The 16,846-nt window shown below is 68.3% G+C and carries 14 protein-coding genes; 6 read left to right on the top strand and 8 right to left on the bottom strand.

Annotated features, from left to right (window positions below):
* Positions 1–15 precede the first annotated feature (15 nt).
* Positions 16–300: a UrcA family protein gene (locus tag ACEN8G_RS17710; RefSeq protein ID WP_413414910.1), complete on the bottom strand. Its 285-nt coding sequence runs from the start codon at positions 298–300 to the stop codon at positions 16–18.
* A 144-nt stretch (positions 301–444) separates the two neighbouring features.
* Between ACEN8G_RS17710 and ACEN8G_RS17715 the strand changes: the two genes are divergently transcribed.
* Entirely contained in the window at positions 445–2,016 is a 1,572-nt protein-coding gene (locus tag ACEN8G_RS17715; protein WP_413414909.1) for a winged helix-turn-helix domain-containing protein, read from the top strand.
* A 36-nt stretch (positions 2,017–2,052) separates the two neighbouring features.
* On the opposite strand, the gene ACEN8G_RS17720 is transcribed toward ACEN8G_RS17715, so the two are convergent.
* Positions 2,053–2,481: a CoA-binding protein gene (locus tag ACEN8G_RS17720; RefSeq protein ID WP_413414908.1), complete on the bottom strand. Its 429-nt coding sequence runs from the start codon at positions 2,479–2,481 to the stop codon at positions 2,053–2,055.
* A gap of 3 nt (positions 2,482–2,484) precedes the next feature.
* The gene (locus ACEN8G_RS17725) at positions 2,485–3,441 is read right to left on the bottom strand and encodes a P-loop NTPase (protein ID WP_413414907.1); all 957 of its coding nucleotides are present in this window, start codon (positions 3,439–3,441) and stop codon (positions 2,485–2,487) included.
* A 70-nt stretch (positions 3,442–3,511) separates the two neighbouring features.
* Between ACEN8G_RS17725 and hflK the strand changes: the two genes are divergently transcribed.
* The 4 genes from hflK (at position 3,512) to ACEN8G_RS17745 (ending at position 8,815) form a co-directional block, all read left to right on the top strand.
* Positions 3,512–4,636, top strand: coding sequence for a protease modulator HflK (gene hflK, locus ACEN8G_RS17730; RefSeq protein WP_413414906.1), 1,125 nt, complete (start codon positions 3,512–3,514; stop codon positions 4,634–4,636).
* A complete protein-coding gene (hflC, locus tag ACEN8G_RS17735; RefSeq protein WP_413414905.1) occupies positions 4,633–5,484 on the top strand; it encodes a protease modulator HflC in 852 nt (283 codons plus the stop codon). The genes hflK and hflC overlap by 4 nt, the downstream gene beginning before the upstream one ends.
* Before the next feature lie 94 nt (positions 5,485–5,578).
* The gene (locus tag ACEN8G_RS17740) at positions 5,579–7,075 is read left to right on the top strand and encodes a Do family serine endopeptidase (RefSeq protein ID WP_413414904.1); all 1,497 of its coding nucleotides are present in this window, start codon (positions 5,579–5,581) and stop codon (positions 7,073–7,075) included.
* 72 nt (positions 7,076–7,147) lie between these two features.
* Complete coding sequence (locus ACEN8G_RS17745) at positions 7,148–8,815, top strand: helicase HerA-like domain-containing protein (protein ID WP_413414903.1); 1,668 nt, start codon at positions 7,148–7,150, stop codon at positions 8,813–8,815.
* 150 nt (positions 8,816–8,965) lie between these two features.
* Here the strand turns inward: ACEN8G_RS17745 and ACEN8G_RS17750 are convergent, their stop codons facing one another.
* From ACEN8G_RS17750 to ACEN8G_RS17760, 3 genes are all read right to left on the bottom strand, one after another.
* On the bottom strand, positions 8,966–10,024 hold the full coding sequence (locus ACEN8G_RS17750; RefSeq protein ID WP_413414902.1) for an AI-2E family transporter: 1,059 nt from the start codon (positions 10,022–10,024) through the stop codon (positions 8,966–8,968).
* A 176-nt stretch (positions 10,025–10,200) separates the two neighbouring features.
* Positions 10,201–10,629: an SRPBCC family protein gene (locus tag ACEN8G_RS17755; RefSeq protein WP_413415966.1), complete on the bottom strand. Its 429-nt coding sequence runs from the start codon at positions 10,627–10,629 to the stop codon at positions 10,201–10,203.
* A complete protein-coding gene (locus ACEN8G_RS17760) occupies positions 10,626–10,958 on the bottom strand; it encodes an ArsR/SmtB family transcription factor (protein WP_413415965.1) in 333 nt (110 codons plus the stop codon). The genes ACEN8G_RS17755 and ACEN8G_RS17760 overlap by 4 nt, the downstream gene beginning before the upstream one ends.
* 240 nt (positions 10,959–11,198) lie before the next feature.
* On the opposite strand from ACEN8G_RS17760, the gene ACEN8G_RS17765 reads away from it, so the two are divergent.
* A complete protein-coding gene (locus tag ACEN8G_RS17765; protein ID WP_413415964.1) occupies positions 11,199–13,199 on the top strand; it encodes an OPT family oligopeptide transporter in 2,001 nt (666 codons plus the stop codon).
* 37 nt (positions 13,200–13,236) lie between these two features.
* Here the strand turns inward: ACEN8G_RS17765 and ACEN8G_RS17770 are convergent, their stop codons facing one another.
* Complete coding sequence (locus tag ACEN8G_RS17770; RefSeq protein ID WP_413415963.1) at positions 13,237–14,523, bottom strand: glycoside hydrolase family 130 protein; 1,287 nt, start codon at positions 14,521–14,523, stop codon at positions 13,237–13,239.
* 44 nt (positions 14,524–14,567) lie between these two features.
* Positions 14,568–16,829 carry a glycosyltransferase gene (locus ACEN8G_RS17775; RefSeq protein ID WP_413415962.1) on the bottom strand — a complete coding sequence of 754 codons (2,262 nt, stop codon included), beginning with the start codon at positions 16,827–16,829 and terminating at the stop codon, positions 14,568–14,570.
* Positions 16,830–16,846 lie beyond the last annotated feature (17 nt).

Raw genomic sequence — 16,846 nt, forward strand, 5'->3', positions numbered from 1 at the left:
CGGCCGTAAGGGAGCTCAGCGACGGGCGAGCTGCACGCGCAGCTGCCGCGCGACATCCCGGGTCACCACCGCGCGGCAACGCTTGATCTCTTGGTCCTCGGTCACGTCGGCGCCGGCATAGGAGCCGCACACCCGCTCGGTCGCGGCGGCGATCCGGCGGTCGAACACGGCGCGCCCGGCCGCGCTCTTCAGATCGAGATCGCCATGGCGGACGACGACGCTGTGTTCGAACTCGGGGGCTGCCAGCACCGGGGTGGCGATCAGGCCGGCGGCGGCGAAGGCGATGAGGCACTTGTACATGGGGACACTCCTTTCCTGTGACCCCCGAAGCATCGCCAAGGCGCCGCCTGATCGGGAGGATGAGGAGCCGATGAAGAGCTGATGAAATGCCGATGATTCGCCGATAGGGTGGCGCGAGGCGCGATTTCCGGGGATGGGAGAGGCGTGGAGGGCCGCATCGATCTTGCGCATCAGGCGCCGTTCCGGCTGGGCGCGCTCGAAGTGCGTCCGGCGCTGCGCCAGCTCGCGCGCGACGATGGCAGCGAGGAAGTGCTCGAGCCGCGGGTGATGCAGGTGCTGGTCGCGCTCGCCCGGACCGACGGCGCGATCGTCGGCCGCGACGATCTGACCCGCAGCTGCTGGGAAGGCCGGGTGGTCGGCGAGGATGCGATCAACCGCGTCGTCTCGCGCCTGCGCCGCGCGGCCGAGGGGATCGGCCAAGGCGCCTTCCGGATCGAGACGATCACCAAGGTCGGCTATCGCCTGCTGCGCGAAGGCCAGGCCGGCACCCCCGCCCCTGCGCCGGACAGCCCGCTGGCCCAAGCCCGCGCCGAGGCGCATCGCCTCCGCCTCGATCGCCGCGCGATGCTGGCCGGATCGGGGCTGGCCGCAGTGAGCGTCGGCGGCGGGCTGCTCGCCTGGCGCCACTGGTCGAAGCCGGCCGCAGCGATGCCCGACGATGTGAAGGCGCTGCTCGACCAGGCCATGGCCTCGATGCGCCAAGGCACCCCCGAAGGCCTCAGCCAGGCGACCGGCCTGTTCCGCCGGTTGACCGAGCAGCATCCCGAACAGCCCGATGCCTGGGGCGCGCTCGCCATCGCCTATGCGATCGCCGCCGGGGGTGGCAGTCCGCAGAACGAAGCGGCGCTCCGGCTGCGCACCGAGCAGGCCGCCGAAAGGGCGCTGCGGCTCGATGCCGCCAATCCCTATGGCCGGCTCGCCCGGGCGATGCTCAATGCGGCAACCGACAGCTGGCGCGCGGACGAGGCGCTGTGCCGCTCGATCCTGGCCAGCCATCCCGACATCGAATTCGCCTGGGGCATGCTCGGCGGCCTGCTGCTGTCGGTCGGGCGCTGCGCGGAGGCCGCCGATACCTTCGCTCAATATTGGGCGAAGGGCGTGCCCGATCCCTCGCGCGCCTATACTCGCGCGGTGGCGCTCTGGGCGGCCAACCGGCTCGACGAGGCGGACAAGGCGAGCGAGGAGGCGATCTCGCTCTTCCCCACCCATTTTGCCGTCTGGTTCACGCGCTTCTATTTGCTGCTCTATACCGGCCGCGCCGCCGATGCGCTGGCGATGTCGCGCAAGGCCGATCAGCGGCCCACTGGCATCCCGCAGGACAATTTCGCGATGATCGAGGAGGTCGCCCAGGCGATGATCACCCGCGCGCCAGCGGATATCGACCGCGCCATGACCAGCAATCTGGCCGCCGCCCACAAGGGTGCGGGCTTTGCCGAAAACACGATCCAGTTCGCCGCGGCGCATGGCCGGGTCGATACGGCGTTCGAAGTGGCCGAGGGCTATTATTTCGGCCGCGGCTTCACCGTCGGCGAGCTGCGCTTCCAGCCCGAGCAGCGCGTCTGGACCCGCCAGCGCAACCGCCGCACGCGGCTGCTGTTCATGCCCTCCACCGCGTCGATGCGCACCGATCCGCGCTTCGGGAAGCTGGTCGCGGAGATCGGGCTCGAACGCTATTGGCGCGAGAGTGGGACCGTGCCGGACTATCGGAAGGCGTGACCCTTCTCCCTCTCCCCTCCGGGGAGAGGGCTTAAGTCAGGCCACCGCCGCCACGCCCAGCCGCGGGATCTCGATCGCCGGGCAGCGATCCATCACCACCTTGAGCCCCGCCGCCTCGGCCCGCGCGGCGGCTTCCTCGTTGATCACACCCAGCTGCATCCACACCGCCTTGGCACCCGCGGCGATCGCCTCGTCCACCGCCTCTCCCGCTGCCATTGGGCGGCGGAAGATATCGACCAGGTCGATCGGTTCGCCGATCTGCGCAAGCTCACGGAACACGAACTCGCCGTGGACATGCTCGCCGGTGATCTGCGGGTTAACCGGGATCACCCGGTATCCGTGCCGCTGGAGAAAGGCCATCACGCCGTAGCTCGGCCGGTCCGGCCGGTCGGATGCGCCGACCAGCGCGATGGTGCGCACGCTTTCGAGCAGCGCCTTGATGTCCTCGTCACGCGTCAGCGGCATGGGTTATCTCCTCAGCCAGTCGTCCACCTGTCCTGCCAGTCCGGCAAACACTTCGCCTTCCGGCCCGTTCCCTGCCGCGGGCGGCTCGCCCGCATCGGAAGCGACGCGGATCGCCATCTCGAGCGGCACGCGGCCAAGGAACGGAATGCCGAGCTTCGCCGCCGCCGCCTCGGCGCCGCCCGCGCCGAACGGATCGGAGACCTCCCCGCAATGTGGGCAGGCATAGCCCGACATGTTCTCGATCAGGCCGATCACCGGAATGCCCGCCTTGTTGAACAGGTCGATCGCGCGGGTCGCATCGATCAGCGCCAGGTCCTGCGGCGTGGAGACGATCACCGCGCCCGCCGGCTTGTGCTTCTGGATCATGGTGAGCTGCACGTCGCCGGTGCCCGGCGGCAGATCGAGCACGAGCAGATCGGTCTCGCCCCAATCGGCATCGACCAGCTGGCCGAGCGCACCGCCCGCCATCGGCCCGCGCCAGGCGATCGCCTGCCCCTCGGCGACCAGCCCGCCCATCGACAGCATCGGCACGCCGAACCGGGTCTGGACCGGCAGCAACACTTTATCACGCGCCTGGGGCTTCACCCCCTCGACGCCGAGCAGGCGCGGCTGGGACGGTCCATAGATATCGGCGTCGACCAGCCCGACCTTGCGGCCCCTGCGCTGGAGCGCGATCGCCAGATTCGCGGCGACGGTGGACTTGCCCACGCCGCCCTTGCCGCTCGCCACCGCGATCAGCCGCCGGGTGCGGCGCTCGCTGGTCATCAGCACGCGCACTTCCTCGATCCCGGGCAGCGCTCCCGCCACGCGGCGGATATCGGCTTCGAGCTCCTCGCGCGTCGCCCCGGCCAGGCCGGTCACGTCGAGCACGATCGAGGCGCGCGATCCCTCAAGACGAGCAGTGGCGCGGCCGGCGGCGATGGGGGCGAGCGCGGCGCTCAGGGCTTCGGTATCGGTCATCGCGTGCCAGATAGGCGCACAATCGCCGCGCGCCACTGTAAATCCGCGTAGGCGCCCTTATAAAGGCTGAATGGCAAACCTCTTTGGCTGGCTGAACAACGCCGGTAACTTGCATAACGAGGCTCCCAAGAGCCCCTGGGGCTCGGGCAGCGGCGGCGGAAACGGCGGCGGCTCGGGCGATGGCAAGGGCGGCTCCGGCGGCGGCTCCGGTCCCCGCAACCCCTGGTCCTTCCCGCCCGAGGGGCGGCGACCGCGCCCCGGCGGTGGCGGCGGAGGCGGCGGTGGTAACGGCGGCGGCAATGGTCCGTTCGACGATCTGCTGCGGCGCGTGGGCGGCGGCGGCCTGCCCTTCCCCGGCGGCGCCCGGCTGTGGATGCTGGTCATCGCCGGCCTGCTCGCCATCTGGGTGATCTTCACCAGCTTCCACGTGATCGGCCCGCGCGAGCGCGGCGTGGTGACCACACTCGGCCGCTACAGCGGCACGCTCGGCTCGGGCATCCAGCCGACGCTGCCGGCGCCGTTCCAGCTCGTCGACGTCGTCGATGTCGGCAGCGTGCGGACGCTGAAGTTCCCGGAGAGCGGTGCTAATCTGATGCTCACCGGCGACCAGAACATCGTCGATCTTGCCTATTCGGTGAACTGGTACATCGCCGACGCCGCCGATTATTCCTTCCAGATCAAGGATCCGACCGAGACGGTGAAGGACACCGCCGAAAGCGCGATGCGCGCGGTGATCGCGACGACCACGCTCAACGAGGCGATCGGCGAAGGCCAGGGCCGCATCTCGGCCGATGTGCAGGCGGGGATGCAGAAGATCCTCGACGAATATCATTCAGGCATCCGCATCCAGAGCGTCGCGCTGACCAAGGCCGCGGCGCCCGAGCAGGTCGATGACGCCTTCAAGGCGGTCCAGGCCGCGCAGCAGGGCGCGCAGGGTGCCCGCAACAACGCCAATGGCTATGCCCAGCAGGTGATCGCCGTCGCGCAGGGCGAGGCCGCCGAGTTCGACAAGATCTACGAACAGTACAAGGCCGCGCCCGAAGTCACTCGCCGCCGTCTCTATTATGAGACGATGGAGCAGGTGCTCGCGCGTACCAACAAGACGATCGTCGAGGCGCCCGGCGTCACCCCCTATCTGCCGCTGCCGGGGATTCGCCCCGATGCGGGCAAGGCCCAGCAGGGAGACCAGAAATGACCTGGCTGCGCAGCCCCATCGGCATCGCCGTATCGGTGATCATCCTGCTCATCGTGGTGATGAGCACCGTCGCGATCGTGCCCGAGACCAAGCAGGCGGTGATCCTGCGGCTCGAAAAGCCCTATCGCACCGTCAATCAGTGGCGCGAGGGCGAGCAGTTCGGCCGCACCAATGCCGGGCCGATCGTGCGGATTCCGTTCTTCGACCGCATCGTGTGGGTCGACAAGCGCGTGCTCTCGGTCGACCTGCCGAACGAGCCGGTGCTGTCGACCGACCAGCTCCGCCTGCAGATCGACGCCTATGCTCGCTTCCGCGTCACCGATCCGCTCAAGATGGTCGTTACCATCGGCACCGAGGATCGCGCACGCGACCAGCTCCAGCCGCTGTTCCGTTCGGCGCTGCGCAACGAGCTTGGCAAACGTCCCTCGGCGATCCTGCTCAGCCCGGAGCGCGGCCAGGTGATGGACAATATCCAGAACTCGCTCCAGCAGCTCGCCGCGCAATATGGCGTGTCGATCGTCGATGTGCGGATCAAGCAGACCGAACTCCCCTCGGGCACGCCGCTCGAAAGTGCGCTCGAGCGGATGCGCACCGCGCGCAACCAGGAAGCCAAGACGATCGAGGCCCAGGGCATGAAGGACGCGCAGATCATCCGCGCCAATGCCGACGCCCAGGCCGCCCAGATCTATGCCCAGGCGTTCAACAAGGACGCCGACTTCTACAATTTCTGGCGCGCGATGCGTTCGTACCGGACGACGTTCCTCAACAACGACCCCGCCAAGGGCGAGACTTCGGTCATCCTGTCTCCGCAGAACAGCTATCTGAAGGAGTTCATGGGGCAACGATGACGCTGTCGATCCGTTCATATTCAATCGCCGTTCAGCATTTCGGCGCAAAAATCCGTTTCGAACGCTTTTCCTTCGTCTGAGAGGACCGACTCACGTGCGTTATGCCTACGCCCTAACTACCGCCATCCTGCTGAGCGGCGCCGCCGCCACGATGACGCTCAACCAGCCGGCCGGCGCGCAGACCGCGCAGAACGAGCCCGGCACGATCCAGGCGACCGCGCCCAAGGCCGGCGCGCCGATGAGCTTCGCCGACATGGTCGCCCGGCTGCAGCCGGCAGTGGTCAACATCTCGACCACCCAGCGCGTGACGATGAACGCCAACCCGTTCGCCGGCACGCCGTTCGAGGCATTCGGCGGCGGCAACCAGCCGGTGACCCGCCAGGCCGAATCGCTCGGCTCGGGCTTCATCATCTCGGCCGACGGCTATGTCGTGACCAACAACCACGTCATCTCGGCCGGGGCCCGCGGCGCCACGGTCGAATCGATCACCGTCACCCTGCCCGACAAGCGCGAGTTCAAGGCCAAGCTGATCGGCAACGACGCCCAGTCGGACCTCGCCGTGCTCAAGATCGAAGGCGCCAACCTGCCCTTCGTGAAGTTCGGCGATTCGACCGCGGCGCGCGTCGGCGACTGGGTCGTCGCGATCGGCAATCCGTTCGGCCTGGGCGGCTCGGTCACCGCCGGCATCGTCTCGGCCGTGCACCGCGTCACCGGCTCGGGCGGCGCCTATGACCGCTTCATCCAGACCGATGCCTCGATCAACCGCGGCAATTCGGGCGGCCCGATGTTCGACCTGAACGGCAACGTCATCGGCATCAACTCGCAGATCCTGTCGCCGACCGGCGGCAATGTCGGCATCGGCTTCGCGATCCCCGCGGAAGAGGCCAAGCCGGTGATCGACACGCTGATGAAGGGCCAGAAGATCGCCCGCGGCTATCTCGGCATCGGCATGCAGGACCTGACCGACGACATCGCCGACGGCCTGGGCGTGCCCAAGGGCCAGGGCACCGTCGTCGCGCGCGTCGAGCCGGGCCAGCCGGCGGAGAAGGCCGGGCTCAAGCAGGGCGACGTGATCGTCAAGGTCGACGGCCGCGACGTCACCCCCGACCAGACGCTGTCCTACCTCGTCGCCAACGTGAAGCCGGGCACGCGCATTCCGCTCGAGCTCTACCGCGACGGCAAGCGCATGTCCCTGAACCTCGTCGTCGGCACCCGCCCGCCCGAGGAGCAGCTCGCCCAGTTCGATCCGAACGACGAGAATTCGCCGGCTCCGGGCGGCGACAGCGAGACGATGGCCGCGGCCTCGCTCGGCGTGCAGGTCACCCCGCTCACCCCGCAGATCGCCCAGAGCGTCGGCGTCAACCCGAGCACCACCGGGGTGGTCGTGTTGCAGGTCAGCCCGGCCAGCGACGCGGCGGGCAAGGGCCTGGCGCGCGGCGACGTGATCACCACGGTGAACCGTCAGCCGGTCACCAGCGCGGCGGACGTCGCCAGGCAGGTCACCGCCGCCAAGGCCTCGGGCAAGACCAACGTCCTGCTCTGGGTCCAGCGCCGCGCGATCGGCCGCTTCGTCTCGGTCGGAATCAACTAAACAACGCCCTTCATCGGGCTGACGAATGCCCGTTTCTCCTCTATTCCGGTCTCCCAAATCAGGAGATCGGACATGGCGGGAGAAACGGGCATCTTCATTGGCGCTGGTGCCGGCGGCGCCAATCCCCAATCGCTGGTGCTCCGGCGTGCCAATCGCCACGGGCTGATCGCCGGCGCCACCGGCACCGGCAAGACGGTGACGATCCAGGGGATCATCGAGGGCCTGTCGAACGCCGGCGTCCCCTGCTTCGTCGCCGACGTGAAGGGCGACCTGTCCGGCCTCGCCATGGCCGGCTCCCCCACCGCCAAGACGCACGAGATCTTCAAGGCCCGGGCCGCCGAAATCGGCCTCGCCGACTGGGCCTATGCCGATACCCCGGTGCAGTTCTGGGACCTGTACGGCGAGCAGGGCCATCCGATCCGCACCACCATCTCCGAGATGGGGCCGCTGCTGCTCGCCCGGCTGATGGACCTCAACGAAGTCCAGGAAGGCGTGCTCACCATCGCCTTCACCGTCGCCGACAAGGACGGGCTGCTCCTGCTCGACCTCGACGACCTCCAGTCGATGCTCGCCCACTGCGCCGAGCGTGCCGACGAGCTCACGGCCAGCTATGGCAATGTCTCGAAGCAATCGGTCGGCGCGATCCAGCGCGCGCTGCTCCAGCTGCGCAGCCAGGGCGGCGCCAATTTCTTCGGCGAGCCGGCGCTGTCGATGGAGGATTTCCTCGGGCTCGACGACAAGGGCCGCGGCGTCGTCAACATCCTCGCCGCCGACAAGCTGATGGCCAGCCCGAAGCTCTACGCCACCTTCCTGCTCTGGCTGCTCTCCGCCCTGTTCGAATCGCTCCCCGAGGTCGGCGATCCTGACAAGCCCAAGCTCGCCTTCTTCTTCGACGAGGCGCATCTGCTGTTCGACGATGCGCCCAAGGCGCTGCTCGACAAGATCGAGCAGGTCGTCCGCCTGATCCGCTCCAAGGGCGTCGGCGTCTATTTCATCACCCAGAACCCGATCGACGTGCCCGACACGATCGCCGGCCAGCTCGGCAACCGCGTCCAGCACGCCCTGCGCGCCTTCACCCCGCGCGACCAGCAGGCGGTTAAGGCGGCCGCGACCACCTTCCGCGCCAATCCCGATGTCGACGTCGAGACGGTTATCACCGAATTGAAGGTCGGCGAGGCTTTGGTCTCGGTGCTGCAGGACGATGGCGCGCCGAGCCCGGTGCAGCGCACGCTGATCCGCCCGCCGGCGTCGCGCGTCGGCCCGGTCACGCCCGACGAGCGCAAGGTCCTGGTCCAGACCGATGCGATCGGCGCGAAATACGACAATCTGATCGACCGCGAATCGGCCGAGGAGCTGCTCGCCGCCAAGTCGGCCGAGGCGTCCGCCGCCGCCGCCGAGGCCAAGGCGCAGGACGAGGCCGAGAAGGCCGCCGCTGCCCAGGCCAAGGAAGACGCCCGCCTCGCCAAGGAAGCCGAGCGCCAGCGCCTCGCCGCCCAGCGCGACGCCGATCGCCAGGCCCGGCTCGACGCCCAGGCCCAGAAGGCCGCCGAACGCGAGGCGGCGAACAATCCGTGGAACCGGGCGATCACCTCGGCTACCCGCTCCGCCTCCTCGGCGGCGGGCCGCGCCGTGGCGAACGAAGTCTCCAAGGCGGTGTTCGGCAAGAAGAGCGGCGCCGGCGCGAGCATTATCGGCGGACTGGTCCGCGGAGTGCTCGGCGGCCTGTTCAAGGGAAGATAACGCAATCCTCCCTCGCTTTAGCGGGGGAGGGGGACCATTCGCGCAGCGAATGGTGGAGGGGGCTTCGCCACAAGCGACATGGCCTGCGGCGAAGCCCCCTCCGTCACGCTTCGCGTGCCACCTCCCCCGCTAAAGCGAGGGAGGAATAGGTCAGGCTACCGCCGCCCCATTCGCCAGAAACTCCCGCCACAACATCACCAGAACCGCCATCACCGCCGGCCCGATGAACAGCCCGAGCAGGCCGAGCGTCTCGACCCCGCCCAGGATGCCGATCAGCACCCAGAGGAACGGCAACTGGGTCGCCCCGCCGATCATCGCCGGGCGGATGAAATGGTCGGCGACGAAGATGATCGCCGCGCCGATCGCCACCACAACGACGGCGCCGACCACCGATCCCTGGAGGAGCAGCAGCACCGCGGCGAGCGCGAAGATCAGCGGCGCGCCGAACGGGATCATCGCCGCGATCGCCGTGGCCGCGCCCAGCAGCAGCGGGTGCGGCACGCCCGCGACCAGATAGACGATCGCCATCAGCGCGCCGACGCCGAGGCCGACCAGCACCAGCCCGTCGATCGTCCCGCGCACCGAACGGATCGCCTGCGTCCCTACCCGCTCGCCCGCCGGGCCGAACAGCTTGAGCACCGCGCGCCGCCCCTGCTCGAGCAGAGCGTCGCGGTCGCGCAGCACGAAGAACAGGGTCAGCAGGGTGAAGCCGAACACCACGCCGCGATGCGCGACATTGGCGCCGATCGCGCGGGAATGCGCCAGCCACTCGCCGCCGCTCAGCATGCTGAGCTGTTCGGCGGCATCCTCGGGCCGGGCGAGATGGGTCTGCCACCAGTCGCGCACCGCTTCGGCGCCGAAGGGCAGGCGCGCGACCCAGTCGGGCACCGGCACGCCCTGCGCCTGGGCCTGGCCGATCCAGCTCGAGATGTCATGCGCCTCGCGCAGTGCCTGGGTGATGCCGAAGCCGAGCGGCACCAGCACCACCAGCGCCGCGATCAGGGTGATGATCAGCGGAATGACGATCCGGTGCGTGCCCTTCATCCAAGCGCGCAGCCTGAGATGCAGCGGATCGACCGCGATGGTCAGCACCACCGCCCAGAGCAAAGCCGGCACAAAGCCATGCGCCACCCAGAGGCCGACCAGAAGCAGCGCCCCCACCAGCGCCAGTCGCGCGGCGCGCTGCGCCGTCTCGGTTCCCGTGTTCATTGCGGAAGCGTAGCAGGACACACGAGCGCCTCAACTCCCTCTTGCTCCCCTCCCTGGAAGGGAGGGGCTGGGGGTGGGTGGATGCCTGGCGATACGACACCGCCAAACCGAGCCTAGCCGTATCGCCCGGACGCAACCCACCCCTCGATCCCCTCCCTTCCAGGGAGGGGAAGCGATTACTCCAACCCCGCCACAACCCCTTCCAGCCGCTCGAGGAACTTCCCCCAGCCAAAGCGCGCACCACCATAGTTGTTCGCATTGGTGAACCCGGTCTGCTCCATCCGCAGCCTGGTACCGCCGGCGACCGGCTCGAGCGTCAGCGTCACCACCGATTCGAAGCGCGGCATCGCTTCCTCGCCGCCGCCGGTGTCCCAGCTGTACGAAAGCTGCCGGCCGGGATCGATCTCGCGCACCGCACAGTCGATCCGCCCGCTCCAGCCCGGCGCGCCCGGGCTCTGCAGCGTGAAGCGGTGGCCGTGCTGCGCCGCGAAGTCGTTGGGCAGCAGCCATTCGGCGATCAGGTGCGGCTGGGTGATCGCCCGCCACAGCCGCTCGGGCGGATGGGGGAATTCGCGCTCCATCACCAAAGTCCGCGTCTCGGTCATTGGTCCATCCTCTTGAGCAGGTCCTCGAGCCGGTCGAAGCTGTCGGCCCACAGCGTCTCATGCAGCCGCATCCAGTCGAGCAGGGGCGCCAGCCCGCGCGGATTGGCGCGGTAATGCGTCTCGCGGCCCTGCGGCCGATCGAGCACCAGCCCCGCGCCCTTCAACACCGCGAGATGCTTGGAGACCGCGGGCTGCGAGATCCCCGCCCCGTCGGTCAGCGCCCGCACGGTCAGCTCCGACTGCGCCAGCCGCTCGAACAGGGTGCGTCGGGTAGGATCGCCCAGCGCGCGGAACAGCGCATCGGCGGCGGAGAGGGGCGTCGGCTCCATGTGTGGACTCATAACCAATTGGTTATCATAATCAACCGGCCCGCAAAAAATGCTGTCCTACACGGCGCGCAAATGCCACGCTCCACCGATGACCAACGCATTCCTTACCAAGCTCGCCGCCGCTGCCGGCGCCTCGCGCGCGGGCACGCGATCGCGGCGTGCATGTCGTGAACTTAGTGAACTTCCGCGCGGAGATCTGAGCCAATGAGCCCCGAAAAGACTGGCGAATCGCCCCGCCCGATGGCCGAGCTCACGCTGCGCGGCATCCTCCTCGGCGCGCTGATCACCATCCTGTTCACCGCAGCGAACGTCTATGCCGGCCTCAAGGTCGGCCTCACCTTCGCTACCTCGATCCCCGCCGCCGTCGTCTCGATGGCGATCCTCAAGGCGTTCAAGAGCGGCACGATCCTCGAGAACAACATCGTCCAGACGATCGCGTCCGCCGCGGGCACACTGGCAGCCATCGTGTTCGTGCTGCCCGGCCTGATCATGGTCGGCTGGTGGTCGGGCTTCCCCTATTGGACCACCGTCGCGGTGTGCATCACCGGCGGCGTGCTCGGCGTGATGTTCTCGGTGCCGCTGCGCCGTGCGCTCGTCACCGGCACCGACCTGCCCTATCCCGAAGGCGTCGCCGCCGCCGAAGTGCTCAAGGTCGGCTCGGGTTCGGGCGCCGGCGATGCGGAGAATGCCAAGGGCCTGCGCACGCTGGTGATCGGCACGCTCTTCTCCGGGCTGTTCGCGCTGCTCGCCAAGATGAAGCTGGTCGCGGAAGAGGCGGGCAAGAATTTCGCGGTCGGCGGCACCGCCACCGGCTGGTCGACCAGCTGGTCGATGCTGCTGATCGGCGTCGGCCATCTCGTCGGCATCTCGGTCGGCGCCGCCATGTTCTTCGGCATGCTGATCTCCTGGACCGTGCTGGTGCCGTATTTCGCCTCGGGCGGGGACATGAGCGCGATCGACGCGCTGGTCGGCGCGACCTTCCGCGGCCAGGTGCGCTTCATCGGCGCGGGCACGATCGGCGTCGCGGCGATCTGGTCACTGCTCAAGATCATCGGCCCGATCATCGCCGGCCTGCGTTCGGCGCTCGCCGCCTCGCGCGCCCGCCAGGGCGGCCAGGCGCTCGACATCACCGAGCGCGACATGCCGATCGGCCTGGTCGGGCTGATCACCGTCGCCACGCTCATCCCGATCGCCTGGCTGCTCTGGAATTTCTCGGCAGGCGGCCCGGTCCACGACCATCCCATCGCCGTCATCGGCGGCTCGCTCGCCTATGTCCTGATCGTCGGCGTGATGATCGCGGCGATCTGCGGCTACATGGCCGGCCTGATCGGCGCGTCGAACTCGCCGGTCTCGGGCGTCGGCATCCTCGCCGTGCTCGGCGCCTCGCTGCTGCTGGTCGCGGTGTTCGGGCACGAGGCGGACCCGTCGCGGACCAACGCGCTGATCGCCTATGCGTTGTTCACCACCGCGATCATCTTCTCGATCGCGACCATCTCGAACGACAACCTCCAGGACCTCAAGACCGGCCAGCTGGTCGGCGCGACGCCGTGGAAGCAGCAGTTCGCGCTGATCCTCGGCGTGGTGTTCGGCAGCCTCGCGATCCCGCTGGTGCTCGACCTGCTCAAGAACACGCTCGGTTTCGTCGGCATGCCCGGCGCCGGCCCCAATGCGCTCTCCGCGCCCCAGGCCGCTTTGATCTCGTCGATCGCCAAGGGCGTGCTCGGCGGCGACATCGACTGGAACCTGATCGGGCTCGGCGCCCTGATCGGCGTCGGCGTGATCATCGTCGACGAAGTGCTCGGCAAGACCGGCAAGATGCGCCTGCCGCCGCTCGCGGTCGGCATGGGCATCTACCTGCCGATGGGCCTCACCCTGCTGATCCCGGTCGGCGCGCTGATCGGGCATTTCTATGACCGTTGGGCCAAGCGCCAGGCCAACCCTGAGTTCGCCGAGCGGATGGGCGTGCTGGCGGCGACCGGCCTGATCGTCGGCGAATCGCTGTTCGGCGTCGCCTTTGCCGGCATCCTCGCCTGGGCCAACCGCAACTCGCCGATCCCGCCCAACGACGCGCCGCTGGCGGTGATGGGCGAGAGCTTCGAGAGCGTGGCGATGTGGATCGCACCGCTGCTGTTCTTCGGGCTGATCGCGGTCTCTTACGCGCTGACCCGCAAGCTGGTCCGCGGCACGCCGACGGGCACCGGTCCCGAAACCCCGGCCGACGACGTCGCCAACTATCGGTGAAACTTCTCCCCTCCCGCTTGCAGGAGGGGAATCCGCCTCAGGCCATCTGGGCGAGCAGCGAGCTGATCGGCACGAAGCCGAACGCCACCGAGCTGTCCGCCACGCCGTACGGGATGAACAGCTTGTCGCCATGCTTGATGGCGCCGCAGGTGTAGACGACGTTGGGCACATAGCCCTCGCGGTCCTGGTCCGCCGCGGCGAGCAGCGGCTCGGGCGAACGGGCGAGCACTTTCGACGGGTCGTTCTTGTCGAGCAACGCCGCGCCGATCGAGTATTTGCGCATCGCGCCGACGCCGTGGGTGAGGATCAGCCAGCCCTCGTCGAGCTCGATCGGCGGGCCGCAATTGCCCATCTGGACCAGCTCCCAGGGGAATTTCGGCTTGATCAGCAGCTCGCCGCCTTCCCAGCGGGTGATGTCGTCCGAGGCATGGAGGAAGATGTTCTCGCCGTCCTGCCGGCCGAGCATCATGTACCTGCCGTTCACGGTGCGCGGGAACAGCGCCATGCCCTTGTTGCGGCTGGCGCTGCCCGACATCGGCACCAGGTCGAAGCTGCGCCAGTCGCGGGTGCGCAGCAGCTCGGACTGGATCACCGAGCCGTTATAGGCGGTGTAGGTGCCGATCCATTCCTCTTCGCCGTCCTCGTGGCGGAAATGGGTGATGCGCAGGTCCTCGAGCCCGTTCGACTGGGCCTTGGTGATCGGGAAGATCACCGTGCCGGAGAGCGTCGAATCGCGGTGGCGATAGACCGTCACCGGCCCCTCGGGGACATGCTCCTCATCCTCTTCCCGGGCATCCGCCGCGGTGGCGAAGGGCGGCTCGGGCGCCAGGGTCAGCTCGTTGCTCTCGGTAATAATCCCCTCGCGAAAGGCGACCGAGGAGATGTGCCCCTCGCCCACCGCCCGCAGGCTCATCAGGATGCGCAGACTGCCCTCCGGCATGCCGGTCTGGTCGTAGTGCGGCACCGCGCTCGGGTTCATCAGCGCGGCGGCGGCATAGCTGTACTCGTGGCAGAAATAGGCGCCGATCAGCTGGCGCTTCTCGTCCCCGATCTGGCTGCCGTCGAGCCCGAGCATCCCCTCGATCTCGTCATAGCGCGTCATGAACACGCGACGCGTCTGCCAGTGGCGCGCCTCGAAGTCCTTGAGCACGATCTCCAGCTGGGCCCGCGCCGCCCCCGGCGACATGGCGAGCACTTCGCTCACCAGCCGCTCGGTCCGGCTCGGCGCCGACCCGTTGGAGGCCCAGGCTATGTGGAACGGGCGGACCACCACGCGGGAAGGGTCTGCCCGCAGGCGCAATGCATGATTGAAAAGTTCGAGCATCCGGCTCCCAGCCATTTCCCGCACCGGCGCCCAGGCCTGAAGCTCTAGGCGACGGCAGCTCGTAACGGTGTTGCCACGGTTCCGGTTGCATTTGAAAGGGCGGAAATCGCACAATTCGCCAACTGGAGCGCCAAAATCGACTCGGCGCCCTGGTTGCGGTTCAGCCCGTGCGGCATCAACCCGTCGAAGCAGCCGCCATCCTGCGCGCTGGCCAGCGGCAGCTCGAGGTCGTTGGCACCGAGATACCAGCGATAGGCCCGCATCGCCTCCTCCACCCAGCGCCGCTCGCCCGTCGCTTCATAGGCCGTGACACAGGCCTCCACGGTCGCCTGCGCCTCCAGCGGCTGCTGGTCGAACTGAAGCGGTGCCGCATATTCGCGACCGAAGCTCTCGGTGCCGACAGCACGGAAGCGACCCTCGGGCGAAGTCTGCTGCCCGACGATCCATTCGAGCGTCTCGAGCCCCACACTGGTGAACTCGCTGCGGCCCAGCGCCATGCCGGCACGCAGCAGTGCTTCGGGCAGCCGAGCATTGTCATAGGCCAGCACGATCTCGAACCAGCTCCATTCGGGCCGGCGATTGCCGTCGAGCAGCTCGATCAGCTCCTCGCCGAAGCGGGTGAGGATCTCGCGGCTGAGCCGGTGCCCCGGATGCGCATCGAGCATCGCCGCCGCCCCCAGCATCGCGAAGGCGCGCGCGCGGGGGCTGCCCAGCTCCAGCGCGATCGAGGCGGTGGCGTCGAACAATGCCGACGCCCAGTCGCGATGCTTGAGCGCCTTGGCGTCGCGCGCCGTGACGCCCAGCGCCCAGAGCGCACGGCCGTTCGAATCTTCCGACCCGACATCCTCGCACCAGGTCCGGTCGAAGTTCATGAAGTTGCGGAAGCGGCGCAGGTCCTGGTTCCAGGCATATTGGACGAAGGCGGCATAGACGCTCGTCCATTTGTCGCGCAGCGTCTCGTCGATCCCCTCGATCCTCGACATCAGGATCAGCGCGCGGGCATTGTCGTCGATGCAATAGCCATGGCGCCGATCGGGCACCGAGAAGATCGAATGCTGGAGCATGCCGGTGGCGTCGCTCATCCGCTCCACGGCGGCGAGGTCCGGCTTGAGCGGCGCGAGCTCCTGGCTGGCGCGGGCGAAGCGCCGCGGCCTGGTCGCCATGATGCTCACCAGCGTGTCCATCGCGGTCTCGGCAAGACGCGGCCACAGCATCGTCCTGCCCCGGGCATAGGCGCGGTGCGCCAGCGCCAGCCGGGCATCCTTGTCGGCGAGCAGTCGGCCGATCTCGCGGGCGAAGGCCGCGCTGTCGTTGAACGGCACCAGCACGCCATGATCCTGGCCCAGGATCTCGGTCGCGTGGATATAGGGCGTCGAGACCACCGGCTTGCCCACCGCCACCGCATAGGACAGCGTGCCCGAGGTGATCTGCGCGGGATTGGGATAGGGCGTCGCATAGACGTCCGCCGCCTGGAGATAGTCGAGCAGTTCGTCCTGCTCGACGAAACCATCGATGAAGGCGACATGATCGGCCACCCCCAGTTCCTCGGCGCGCGCCTTCAATCGCTCGCGATAGGCCTCGCCCTCATGCGCGACGAGATTGGGATGGGTGGCGCCCAGGATCACATAGAGCGAATCGGGCCGGGCCTCGGCGATCGCCGGCATCGCCTCGATCATCGTCTCGATGCCCTTGCTCGGCGCGAGCAGGCCGAAGGTGAGGATCACCTCGCGCCCCTGCCAGCCAAAGCGCGGCTTGAAATCCTCAGGGTCGGCAAAGGGGCGATCCGGCACGCCGTGCGGGATCATCGCGATCTTCTTGTCGTCGGCGCCGTGGACGCGCTTGAGGATCTCGCGGCCCTTCTCGGCCATCACGATCACCCGCGAGGCGCGGCGCAGCAGCGCCTCCATCACGCGGCGCTCGTCGGGATTGGGCCTCTCCAGCACCGTGTGCAGCGTCGCGATCACCGGGATCGACAGGCGATCGAGCAGCGCGATCAGATGCTCGCCGGCCGGGCCGCCATAGATGCCATATTCATGCTGGACCCACAGCGCCTGCGCGCCAGAGGCCTCGATCCGACGGGCGGTCTCGATATAGGCCGGGCGCTCCTGCTGCGGGATCGAGCCAGTGACCGCATCGGGATAGTCGTAACGCCCCGGATGGTCGTCCATCGCATAGACATCGACTCGAAGTTCGGGGAAGCGCGTCTTGAGCGCGGTATAGGTATCGGTAGTATAGGTGGCGATGCCGCATTTGCGCGGCAGGAAGTTGCCGATCAGCGCGATGTGCTGGATTTTCGGGGCTTTCATGCGCCGATCATTCCTTT

Origin of the sequence: Sphingomonas sp. Sphisp66 (assembly GCF_047324325.1) — a bacterium.
GTDB lineage: Bacteria > Pseudomonadota > Alphaproteobacteria > Sphingomonadales > Sphingomonadaceae > Sphingomonas.

Bases quoted from the DNA above. Each gene is read 5' to 3' on its own strand.
- ACEN8G_RS17710 (WP_413414910.1), bottom strand. From the start codon at position 300: ATGTACAAGTGCCTCATCGCCTTCGCCGCCGCCGGCCTGATCGCCACC.
- ACEN8G_RS17720 (WP_413414908.1), bottom strand. From the start codon at position 2,481: ATGCCGCTGACGCGTGACGAGGACATCAAGGCGCTGCTCGAAAGCGTG.
- ACEN8G_RS17725 (WP_413414907.1), bottom strand. From the start codon at position 3,441: ATGACCGATACCGAAGCCCTGAGCGCCGCGCTCGCCCCCATCGCCGCC.
- hflK (WP_413414906.1), top strand. From the start codon at position 3,512: ATGGCAAACCTCTTTGGCTGGCTGAACAACGCCGGTAACTTGCATAAC.
- hflC (WP_413414905.1), top strand. From the start codon at position 4,633: ATGACCTGGCTGCGCAGCCCCATCGGCATCGCCGTATCGGTGATCATC.
- ACEN8G_RS17745 (WP_413414903.1), top strand. From the start codon at position 7,148: ATGGCGGGAGAAACGGGCATCTTCATTGGCGCTGGTGCCGGCGGCGCC.
- ACEN8G_RS17750 (WP_413414902.1), bottom strand. From the start codon at position 10,024: ATGAACACGGGAACCGAGACGGCGCAGCGCGCCGCGCGACTGGCGCTG.
- ACEN8G_RS17755 (WP_413415966.1), bottom strand. From the start codon at position 10,629: ATGACCGAGACGCGGACTTTGGTGATGGAGCGCGAATTCCCCCATCCG.
- ACEN8G_RS17760 (WP_413415965.1), bottom strand. From the start codon at position 10,958: ATGGAGCCGACGCCCCTCTCCGCCGCCGATGCGCTGTTCCGCGCGCTG.
- ACEN8G_RS17765 (WP_413415964.1), top strand. From the start codon at position 11,199: ATGGCCGAGCTCACGCTGCGCGGCATCCTCCTCGGCGCGCTGATCACC.
- ACEN8G_RS17770 (WP_413415963.1), bottom strand. From the start codon at position 14,523: ATGCTCGAACTTTTCAATCATGCATTGCGCCTGCGGGCAGACCCTTCC.
- ACEN8G_RS17775 (WP_413415962.1), bottom strand. From the start codon at position 16,829: ATGAAAGCCCCGAAAATCCAGCACATCGCGCTGATCGGCAACTTCCTG.